We start from the raw sequence: 9,753 nt of genomic DNA on the forward strand, positions 1-9,753 counted from the left end.
GGCGGTGATCGCGCCGCGGTAGCCCCGTCCGTCACTCCCGTCCCGCCCCTTCCACCGCACCGGCGGGAGGGGCGGAGACGTCACATGCTGTTAACTATGTGTAGCCAGATCGTACTTGACCGTAATCGGCCGGGAGCGATTGACTGCTGATCCGTTCCCGTCGTCGACGCGAGGCCCCGCCCATGACCGCAGATCCGCTCGCCCCTCTCGACCTGGCGTTCTGGAACATCGAGTCCGCCGGTCATCCCATGCACCTCGCGGCGCTCGGCGTCTTCTCCGCCGGCTCGCCCTCCGCGGCGGCCCACGCGGCCGATCTGCTGGCGTCCCGGGCCGCCGCCGTGCCCGGACTGCGCATGCGCATCCGCGACACCTGGCAGCCGCTCACCCTGCGGCGGCCGCTGTCGGCGCTCCGACGCACCTGGCCGACGCCCGGCGAGCCCCTGGCCGCCGCGCTGCGGCAGCCGCTCGCCTCCGCCCTGCGCCGCTCCCTCGCCTTCGGCGGCGCCGCCCGCGAACCCGACCCCGGCTTCGACCCCCTCGACCACGTACGGCTGCACCCCCCGGCCGCCGACTTCCACACCGCCGCCGGACGGCTCATGGGACGCCAGCTGCAACGCACCCGGCCGCCCTGGGAGGCCCATGTGCTGCCGGGGGAGGACGGCACCTCCTTCGCCGTCCTGTTCAAGTTCCACCACGCGCTCGCCGACGGGCTGCGCGCCCTCACCCTCGCCGCCGCGCTGATGGACCCGATGGACCTCCCCGCACCACGGCCCCGCCCCGCCGAGCCCCCGCGCGGACTCCTCCCGGACGTGCGCGAGGTGCCCGGCCTCGTCCGGGACGCCCTGTCCGACGCCGGCCGGGCCCTGGACATCGGCGCCGCCGTCGCCCGCTCCACCCTCGACGTGCGCTCCTCACCCGCGCTGACCTGCGCGCCCAGCGGCACCCGCCGCACCGCCGGCGCGGTCGTCGACCTCGACGACGTGCACCGGATCCGCAAGAGCGCCGGCGGCACCGTCAACGACGTACTGATCGCGGTCGTCGCGGGCGCCCTGCGCCGCTGGCTCGACGAGCGCGGCGACGGCAGCGAGGGCGTCGCGCCCCGCGCCCTCATCCCCGTCTCCCGGCGCCGGCCGCGCACCGCGCACCCACAGGGCAACCGGCTCTCCGGGTACCTGATACAGCTCCCCGTCGACCAGCGGGACCCGCTCGTCCGCCTCGCGCTGGTGCGCACCGCCATGGACCGCAACAAGGACGCCGGTCCGCACCGGGGCGCGGGCGCCGTCGCCCTGCTCGCCGAACACGTGCCGCCGCTCGGCCACCGGCTCGGCGGACCGCTGCTCGGCCAGGCGGCCCGGCTCTGGTTCGACGTCCTGGTCACCAGCGTGCCGCTGCCCGGCTTCGGTCTGCGGCTCGGCGGCGACCCGCTCGGCGCCGTCTTCCCGCTCGCGCCACTGGCCCCCGGCCACTCCCTCGCGGTCGCGGTCTCCACCTACCGCGGGCGCGTCCACTACGGGCTGGTCGCCGACGGCGCGGCCGTCCCGGACCTCGACCGGCTGGCCCGCGCGCTGACCGAGGAGGTGACGACGCTGACCGCCGTCTGCGATCACTGACGTATCCGGTTTGGTGCTGCGGCCCGGCGCTCCGTAAAATCCCCCGTTCGACAGCGTGCGCGAACGGAGCGCCGCGAGAAGCAGAGCGGGAAACGGCAGCGGCGATGACGGTGACACAGGACGGCCCCGAGGCCATGGACGCGGTGGCACACGGGCCCGGCATCGACCCGGAGCGGCTGGCCGTCTGCCTCGACGTGCTGCGGGAACTCGACGAACTCGACGTCGACCACCCGGACGCGATCCTGGTCCGCCGGGCCACCTCGCACATCTACCGCACGGTCAAGCAGCGCCGCCGCCAGGAGCGCCGGGCCGCCAAGACCGCCCACGACAAGGCCGTCACGGAGGCCACCGCCACCGGCTCCGCCGAGCGCATCGACGACGAGACCGAGGGCATCCTGCCCTCCTCCCGCGTCGAGCCCGGCAAGATCGCGGGGATACTCCAGCGTCCCCGGTCCTGCTACACCTGCAAGACCCGCTACACCGAGGTCGACTACTTCTACCACCAGCTCTGCCAGAACTGCGCCGCGGAGAACCGCGCCCGGCGCGACGCCCGCGCGGACCTCACCGGCAAGCGTGCGCTGCTCACCGGCGGACGCGCCAAGATCGGCATGTACATCGCGCTGCGGCTGCTGCGCGACGGCGCCCACACCACGATCACCACGCGCTTCCCCAAGGACGCCATCCGCCGATTCAAGGCCATGGACGACTCCGCGGAGTGGATGCACCGCCTGGAGGTCGTCGGCATCGACCTGCGCGACCCCGCCCAGGCCGTCGCGCTGGCCGACCGGGTCGCCGAGCAGGGCCCGCTCGACATCCTGATCAACAACGCCACCCAGACCGTACGTCGGCTGCCGTCCGCGTACGCCGCGCTCGTCGAGGGCGAGGGCGCCCCGCTGCCGGCCGGTGAGCTGCCCGCCCACCACGTCATCGGCGCCTTCAACTCCGGCGCGGTCGACGGACTGACCGCGCTGCCCGTCGGCGTCAGCGGACTCGAAGCGCAGAAGGTGGCCGACCTCGCCCTGGTCGCGGGCAACGCCAGCGTGGTCCGGCACCGTGAGGGCACCGCCATCGACGCGGGCGGCCTGCTCCCCGACGTCGTCGACACCAACACCTGGGTCCAGACCATCGAGCAGATCTCCCCGGTGGAGCTGCTGGAGACCCAGCTGTGCAACTACACGGCGCCGTTCATCCTGATCAGCAAGTTGCGTCCGGCGATGGCCGAGGCCGCGCGCCGCGCGTCCACGGGGCGCGCGTACGTCGTCAACGTCTCCGCGATGGAAGGCGTGTTCGACCGCGGCTACAAGGGTGCGGGCCACCCCAACACCAACGCCGCCAAGGCGGCCATGAACATGGTGACGCGGACCAGCGCGCAGGAGATGTTCGACGCCGACCGCATCCTGATGACCTCGGTCGACACCGGCTGGATCACCGACGAGCGCCCCCACTTCGACAAGCTGCGCCTCGCCGACGCCGGTTTCCACGCCCCGCTCGACCTGGTCGACGGCGCGGCCCGCGTCTACGACCCGATCGTGCGCGGCGAGGCGGGCGAGGACCTGTACGGCGTCTTCATGAAGGACTACGCGCCCGGCCGGTGGTGAGGGCGGCCGGCGGCCCGCCGGCCGGGAGCTGCGGGCCGCCGGCAGCTTCGGCACGGTGCGCCGGTCCTCCAGGACACCGGCGTCGAAGCTGACGGCGCGGGCCTCCTCGTCCCCGCGCGGCCGGCCCGTGCCCCTGGTTCGCCCGGCCGCGGCGCGGCGGTGCGCGGTTCCATGCGCCGGGCCTCCCGGGAGCGGGCCGTCGCCGGGCGGCAGCGTACCGGCCGACGGGACCTGAACCGCGCCTCCGGCCGCGCGGCCCGGTCGGAAGCGTCGACGCCGATGTACTTCGGACGGGTGACTACAGTCAGTCGCGCTCATCCGGAAATAGGGGAATATTCCGGTCTATTGAGCACCGTCCGACGCGGGATTGTTACCGTCAGTTTTGAGCCCCATCGAGCGGGGGGCCGCTCATTTGGTTACTCTGATTCGGACGGACAGCAGTTCAGGGTTCTACCCGCACCCACGGTCCGTCATGGGACCAGCCGGTTCACAACGGCCTGCTCTCCCTCGAGTCGCCGGCGCCACCGCGTCCGAACGGTTTTCTTTTCAGACCCGAGCGGACGTCGGACGCCAGGCGCAGGGCCGACGCAGTACGTCCCGAGGGTGACCGACACATAAGGAGTGCGCGGTGACACCGGAGCAGACGAAAAGCGATCAGCGCCCCGAGGAACGCACGGAGCGCGCCGCCCGCCGGCCGGGAGAGCTCGGCAGTCTCGACGTGTGGGCCCGTTCGGCCCCGATCCGCCTCGCGGGTTACGAGGACGACCTCGCCGAGCCCCACATCCTGCCCAGCGTCGACTGACGGCACGTGCGGGCGGGCGCGCCCCGTCGCTACGGCCGGGCGTAGGGCCGGGTCATGATCTCCATGTTGTGGCCGTCCGGGTCGTCGAAGTAGGCGCCACGTCCGCCGAAGAGGTCGTTGACCCTGCCGGGCTCGGTGTGGCTCGGGTCCGCGTAGTAGGTGACCCCGGCCGCCTCCAGGCGCGCGATCATGGCATCGAACCGCTCCTCGGGCACCAGGAACGCGTAGTGCTGGCCCTGGACCGGCTCGTCCCGCTTCTCGTAGTAGTCGAGGGTCACGCCGTTGCCCAGGTCGACCGGCAGGAACGGGCCGAACGGGGCGCCGACCTCCAGGCCCAGTATCCCGGCGAGGAACTCGGCGGAGTACCGGCGGTCACTGGCGTAGACGGCGGTGTGGTTCAACTGGACGTGCTGTACTGCGGACATGGCTGGATTCGTCTCCGGTGTCGGTTTCCGTGATGGGAGGGAACACGCGGAGAAGAGGCGGGCCACGGGCGCGCGCGAGCGGGGGCGTGCCCCGCACCGGCCTCACACCGAGGCCGGGAGCGCCTTACGTGAATGGCCCATGGCCGACCCGGCAGTCACCCGGCCGACCCTAGACCCTCGCGATCGATCACCGCAATGCCGTCGCGGTCAGGCCGAGGTGTGCTCGTCCCCGCCGTGGCGCGCGGTCGACTCGTTCTCCTGGGCGAGCCGGCGCAGGGCCATCAGCGCCGGTTCCAGGAGGAACGTCAGCAGCACCGCCCGCTCGGCCTTCTCCAGCGGGTCCGTGACCGTCTCCAGCTTGTCGAGGTCGTGCCGGGCCGTCCGTTCCGCGAGCTCGGCATAGGGGAGGAGCGCCTCCCAGTCGTACTCGACGTCCAGTGAGCGCAGGGTCCGCAGCGTCTCGTCGATGACCTGCCGGGCCGGGTTCCGCGCGGAGACCGACCAGCCCATCGCGTCGACCAGGGCGGCGGCCTCGGGGTTCGCCTCGGTGAGGGCCTCACCCGCACCCTCGCCTTCGTCCTCGCCCGGTGTGCCGCCGTCGGGCGGCCGGATGCCGAAGGCGATGCCGAGCAGCTCATGCGTGTCGGTCCGGTGCTCGGTCATGGCGTCCAGGACCTGTTTGGCCGAGGCGACGGACAGGCCCCGTACCCCCGTCAGCGCACGGATCAGGCGGAGTCTTCTGAGATGGGTCTCGTCGTACTCGGCCTGGGTCGCCGCGGTCGCCCGGCCGGGCGGCAGCAGCCCCTCGCGCAGGTAGTACTTGATCGTCGCGTTGGGCACCCCACTGCGGCGGCTGAGCTCCGAGATTCTCACGTTCTCCCACTTTCCCCTGGCATTGGATAGCGTCACTGTCTAATATGGATAGTGTCACTGTCCAACTATGGAGGCGAGACTACCGTGCCTACTCTTCCCTGGGTCACGCCGAACCCGGTGGGCCCCGACACCACCCACGCCTTCGTCATGGCCTCCCGCTTCGAGGTGCGGTCGCTGAAGGACGTCCCGCGCTTCTTCTGGAAGTCCCTCTCCGCCTGGGGCCAGGTCCGCAAGGCACCCGGCGCCCTCGGCGCCTCCCTGGAGGCCCGGCCGTTCGGCAAGGTCTTCTACACGCTGTCCGCGTGGGAGAGCCGGGACGCGCTCTACACCTACGCCCGGACCGAACCGCACAAGAGCGTCATGACCGGCGTGCGCGAGGCGATGCGCGACTCGACGTTCACCTTCTGGGAGGTGCCCGTCGACGGGCTGCCGATCGACTGGAACGACGCCAAGCGCCGCCTGGAGGTACAGGCACAGGCACAGGCCGGTGCCCCGGACGGGCACGGCGCCGCCCACTGAACGGCGGCCTGGTTCGAGCGGGTGCGCGCCGGGGGATCGGTACCCCTGGTGACCACCCGCCCGCACCCATGGAGCGCCCCGTATGCATGACGACCGCACCCTGGCCGAAGCCCGCCTCAAGCGCGTCCTCGACGAGCGCATCCGCCCCGCCGTGTACCCCGAGTCCGTGCCCCTCGAGGTCGCGGTGTGGCACGCCCCGGGCGAACCCGTGCCCGTCGCCGAGGGCCTCGCGGCCGAACCCGAGCCCGTCGAGGTGGGCGCCCGCTGGGGCGCGCCCTGGGGCACCAGCTGGTTCCGGGTCACCGGGACCGTGCCCGAGGCCTGGGCCGGGCGGACCGTGGAGGCGATTCTCGACCTCGGCTTCGACGAGAACATGCCCGGCTTCCAGTGCGAGGGCCTGGTCCACCGGCCCGACGGCACCCCCGTGAAGGGCCTCAACCCCCGCAACCAGTGGGTGCGCGTCGGCGCGCCCGCCGAGGGCGGGGAGGAGGTGTGCCTGCACATCGAGGCCGCCTCCAACCCCGTCGTTCTGGGGTACCACCCCTTCCTGCCCACCCCGCTCGGCGACAAGGAGACCGCGGGCAGCGCACCGCAGTACACCCTCGCCCGTATGGATCTCGCCGTGTTCGACGAGAACGTGTGGCAGCTGGTGATCGACCTCGAGGTGCTCGGCGAGCTGATGGCCGAACTCCCGGTCGACTCGCCCCGCCGCTGGGAGATCCTGCGGGCGGTGGACAAGGCGCTGGACGCCGTCGACCTCCAGGACGTGAACAGCACGGCGGAGCGGGCCCGTGCACGCCTCACCGAGGTGCTGTCCGCCCCCGCCGTCCCCTCCGCCCACCGCGTCAGCGCCGTCGGCCACGCGCACATCGACTCGGCGTGGCTGTGGCCGCTGCGCGAGACCGTGCGCAAGGTCGCCCGTACGGCGGCCAGCATGACGGCCCTGCTCGACGACGAACCCGAGTTCGTGTTCGCCATGTCGCAGGCCCAGCAGTGGGCGTGGGTGAAGGAGCACCGGCCCGAGGTGTGGGCGCGGGTGAAGAAGGCGGTGGCCGAAGGGCGGTTCGTGCCGGCCGGCGGCATGTGGGTGGAGTCGGACACCAACATGCCCGGATCGGAGGCGATGGCCCGGCAGTTCGTGCACGGCAAGCGGTTCTTCCTCGACGAGTTCGGAGTCGAGAACGACGAGGTCTGGCTGCCGGACACCTTCGGTTTCGCCGCCGGACTGCCGCAGATCATCAAGGCGGCGGGCTCCAAGTACCTGCTGACGCAGAAGATCTCCTGGTCCCGGACGAACGGCTTCCCGCACCACACCTTCCGCTGGGAAGGCGTCGACGGCACCCGGATCTTCACCCACTTCCCGCCCGTCGACACCTACAACTGCTCCATGAGGGGCGCCGAGATCGCCCATGCCGTCCGCAACTTCAAGGACAAGGGCGCGGCCCGCCACTCCCTCGCTCCCACCGGATGGGGCGACGGGGGCGGCGGCACCACCCGCGAGATGGTCGCCAAGGCGGCCCGGCTGCGGGACCTGGAGGGTTCGGCGACGGTGACCTGGGAGACACCGTCCGCGTTCTTCGCGAAGGCCGAGGCCGAGTACCCCGAACCACCCGTCTGGGTCGGAGAGCTGTACCTCGAACTGCACCGGGCCACCCTCACCAGCCAGGCCGGCACCAAACAGGGCAACCGCCGCAGCGAGCACCTGCTGCGCGAGGCCGAACTGTGGGCGGCCACGGCCACCGTACGCACCGGATTCCCCTACCCCTACGAGGAGTTGGACCGGATCTGGAAGACGGTGCTGCTGCACCAGTTCCACGACATCCTGCCCGGCTCCTCCATCGCCTGGGTGCACCGCGAGGCCCGCGCCACCTACGCCCGCATCGCCGCCGAACTGAACGGCGTCATCGACTCCGCCCAGCGCGCCCTGGCCGGTGAGGGGACGGTCCCGCTGGTCTTCAACGCCGCCCCGCACACCCGCGCGGGTGTCCCGGCCGGCGGTGCGAGCCCGGCGGTCGTCGAGGGCCGTACGACGCTCGACGCGCGCCCCGGCGGCGGTCACGTCCTCGACAACGGCCTGCTACGGGTGGAGATCGACGCCCAGGGCCTGGTGGTCTCCGCCCACGACATCGACGCCGACCGCGAGACCATCGCCCCCGGCCGGGCCGGCAACCTCCTCCAACTGCACCCGGACTTCCCGAACATGTGGGACGCCTGGGACGTCGACGAGTTCTACCGCAACACGGTCACCGATCTCACCGACGCGGACGAGGTCGCCCGAGGGGAGGACGGCGCCTCGGTGCGGATCGTCCGCTCCTTCGGCGCCTCACGGGTCACGCAGATGCTGACGCTGCCGCCGGGGGAGCGGCGGCTCGTGGTGGACACCGAGATCGACTGGCACGAGACGGAGAAGTTCCTCAAGCTCGCCTTCCCGCTCGACCTGCACGCCGAACGGTACGCGTCCGAGACGCAGTTCGGGCACTTCTTCCGGCCCACCCACACCAACACCTCCTGGGAGGCCGCCAAGTTCGAGGCGTGCAACCACCGCTTCGTCCACCTCCAGGAGCCGGACTGGGGCGTGGCGGTCGTCAACGACTCGACGTACGGCCACGATGTGAGCCGTACGGTGCGCACCGACGGCGACGGCGGTACGACCACCACGGTCCGCGTCTCCCTGCTGCGCGCCCCGCGCTTCCCCGACCCCGAGACCGACCAGGGCGTGCACCGCTTCCGGCACGCGCTGGTGCCGGGCGCGCCGATCGGTGACACGGTGCGCGAGGGCTGGCGGATCAATCTGCCCGAGCGGAGGCTCACCGGGGCCGGTGAGGTCGCCCCGCTGGTGACGGCCGACCGGGACGCGGTCGTGATCACGGCGGTCAAACTGGCCGACGACGGCAGCGGTGACGTCGTCGTCCGCTTCCACGAGGCCCACGGCGCCCGCGCCCGCGCCACGCTCACCACCGGTTTCGCCGCCACCGGCGTCGAGGTGACCGACCTGCTGGAACGCCCGCTGGCGGACACCCAGGCGCCCCCGCTCGACGGCGACCGGATCACCGTACGCCTGCGCCCCTTCCAGCTGATGACGCTGCGGCTGAAGCGGGCCTGACCGGCTCAGTCCTCCAGCCGGGCGCGCAGCCACTCCTCCACCGCGCCCACGTGCGCGGCCGCCGCCGCCCGCGCCGCCTCCGGGTCGCGGGCGGCCAGGGCGCGGTGGATCGCGGCGTGTTCGCGCCGGGTGCGGGCGAAGGCGCCCTCCTCCTGGTACCCGCGCCGGACCCGGGCCCGGAAGGTGCGCGAGGACAGGCCCTCCAGGATCGCGGCCGTCGTCCCGTTGCCGGCGGCCGCCGCGATCTCACGGTGGAAGGCCAGGTCGTGGGCGAGGATCTCCTCCGGATCGTCGGTGGCGTTCATCGCCGCCAGGTGCTTCTCGACCTCGGCCAGCCGGTCCGGGGTGATCCGGGCGGCGGCCAGGGCTGTCGCGTTCGACTCCAGGACGCGGCGCACCTCCAGCAGTTCGACCAGTTGCCGCCCCCGGGACAGATCCGCCACCACCCCGAACGTCTCCAGCAGGTCCCCGGCCTCCAGCCGGGTGACGTAGATGCCCGAGCCGTGCCGGGCCTCGACCACTCCCAGCACCGTGAGCGCGCGGATCGCCTCCCGCATCGAACTGCGGGAGATGCCCAGCCGGGCGGCGAACTCCCGCTCGGTGGGCAGCCGCTCGCCGGGCTCCAGTTCACCCTCGCGGATCATCGCCGTGATCCGCTCGATGGCGCGCTGCGTCACCGTGCCCTTCTGCGGGGCCGTCTCCTCCACGCCACTCCTCCACTCACCGGATGCGCCGCAGTCTAACGACGGAAGTGGTCGGACCAAATCCGGTCAGATGGCGGGGCCTGTGCGTCCAAAGGGTGTTCTCATCGGCAAGTGGTCTG

8 protein-coding genes are annotated in these 9,753 nt (G+C 72.3%); 5 read left to right on the forward strand and 3 right to left on the reverse strand.

Going from position 1 to position 9,753, the window contains the following annotated elements; genetic code table 11:
- Nucleotides 1–182: 182 nt before the first annotated feature.
- From AMK33_RS25090 to AMK33_RS41645, 3 genes are all read left to right on the forward strand, one after another.
- Nucleotides 183–1,610: a wax ester/triacylglycerol synthase family O-acyltransferase gene (locus tag AMK33_RS25090; protein WP_073935207.1), complete on the forward strand. Its 1,428-nt coding sequence runs from the start codon at nucleotides 183–185 to the stop codon at nucleotides 1,608–1,610.
- 104 nt (nucleotides 1,611–1,714) lie between these two features.
- On the forward strand, nucleotides 1,715–3,208 hold the full coding sequence (locus AMK33_RS25095; RefSeq protein ID WP_073935208.1) for an SDR family NAD(P)-dependent oxidoreductase: 1,494 nt from the start codon (nucleotides 1,715–1,717) through the stop codon (nucleotides 3,206–3,208).
- 628 nt (nucleotides 3,209–3,836) lie between these two features.
- Nucleotides 3,837–4,010 carry a hypothetical protein gene (locus AMK33_RS41645; protein ID WP_107425205.1) on the forward strand — a complete coding sequence of 58 codons (174 nt, stop codon included), beginning with the start codon at nucleotides 3,837–3,839 and terminating at the stop codon, nucleotides 4,008–4,010.
- A gap of 29 nt (nucleotides 4,011–4,039) precedes the next feature.
- Here the strand turns inward: AMK33_RS41645 and AMK33_RS25100 are convergent, their stop codons facing one another.
- Nucleotides 4,040–4,435, reverse strand: coding sequence for a VOC family protein (locus AMK33_RS25100; protein WP_073935209.1), 396 nt, complete (start codon nucleotides 4,433–4,435; stop codon nucleotides 4,040–4,042).
- 207 nt (nucleotides 4,436–4,642) lie between these two features.
- Nucleotides 4,643–5,308, reverse strand: coding sequence for a MerR family transcriptional regulator (locus tag AMK33_RS25105; RefSeq protein ID WP_073935210.1), 666 nt, complete (start codon nucleotides 5,306–5,308; stop codon nucleotides 4,643–4,645).
- 84 nt (nucleotides 5,309–5,392) lie between these two features.
- Between AMK33_RS25105 and AMK33_RS25110 the strand changes: the two genes are divergently transcribed.
- Both AMK33_RS25110 and AMK33_RS25115 read left to right on the forward strand, forming a co-directional pair.
- The gene (locus AMK33_RS25110; RefSeq protein WP_073935211.1) at nucleotides 5,393–5,827 is read left to right on the forward strand and encodes a DUF3291 domain-containing protein; all 435 of its coding nucleotides are present in this window, start codon (nucleotides 5,393–5,395) and stop codon (nucleotides 5,825–5,827) included.
- 82 nt (nucleotides 5,828–5,909) lie between these two features.
- Nucleotides 5,910–8,930 carry an alpha-mannosidase gene (locus AMK33_RS25115; RefSeq protein WP_073935212.1) on the forward strand — a complete coding sequence of 1,007 codons (3,021 nt, stop codon included), beginning with the start codon at nucleotides 5,910–5,912 and terminating at the stop codon, nucleotides 8,928–8,930.
- A gap of 5 nt (nucleotides 8,931–8,935) precedes the next feature.
- Here the strand turns inward: AMK33_RS25115 and AMK33_RS25120 are convergent, their stop codons facing one another.
- Nucleotides 8,936–9,637, reverse strand: a complete 702-nt coding sequence (locus tag AMK33_RS25120; RefSeq protein WP_073935213.1) for a FadR/GntR family transcriptional regulator — start codon at nucleotides 9,635–9,637, stop codon at nucleotides 8,936–8,938.
- Between the last annotated feature and the right edge of the window lie 116 nt (nucleotides 9,638–9,753).

The sequence above is a fragment of the Streptomyces sp. CB02400 genome (genome assembly GCF_001905725.1).
Taxonomy (GTDB): domain Bacteria; phylum Actinomycetota; class Actinomycetes; order Streptomycetales; family Streptomycetaceae; genus Streptomyces; species Streptomyces atrovirens.

Bases quoted from the DNA above. Each gene is read 5' to 3' on its own strand.
- AMK33_RS25100 (WP_073935209.1), bottom strand. From the start codon at position 4,435: ATGTCCGCAGTACAGCACGTCCAGTTGAACCACACCGCCGTCTACGCC.
- AMK33_RS25090 (WP_073935207.1), top strand. From the start codon at position 183: ATGACCGCAGATCCGCTCGCCCCTCTCGACCTGGCGTTCTGGAACATC.
- AMK33_RS25095 (WP_073935208.1), top strand. From the start codon at position 1,715: ATGACGGTGACACAGGACGGCCCCGAGGCCATGGACGCGGTGGCACAC.
- AMK33_RS25115 (WP_073935212.1), top strand. From the start codon at position 5,910: ATGCATGACGACCGCACCCTGGCCGAAGCCCGCCTCAAGCGCGTCCTC.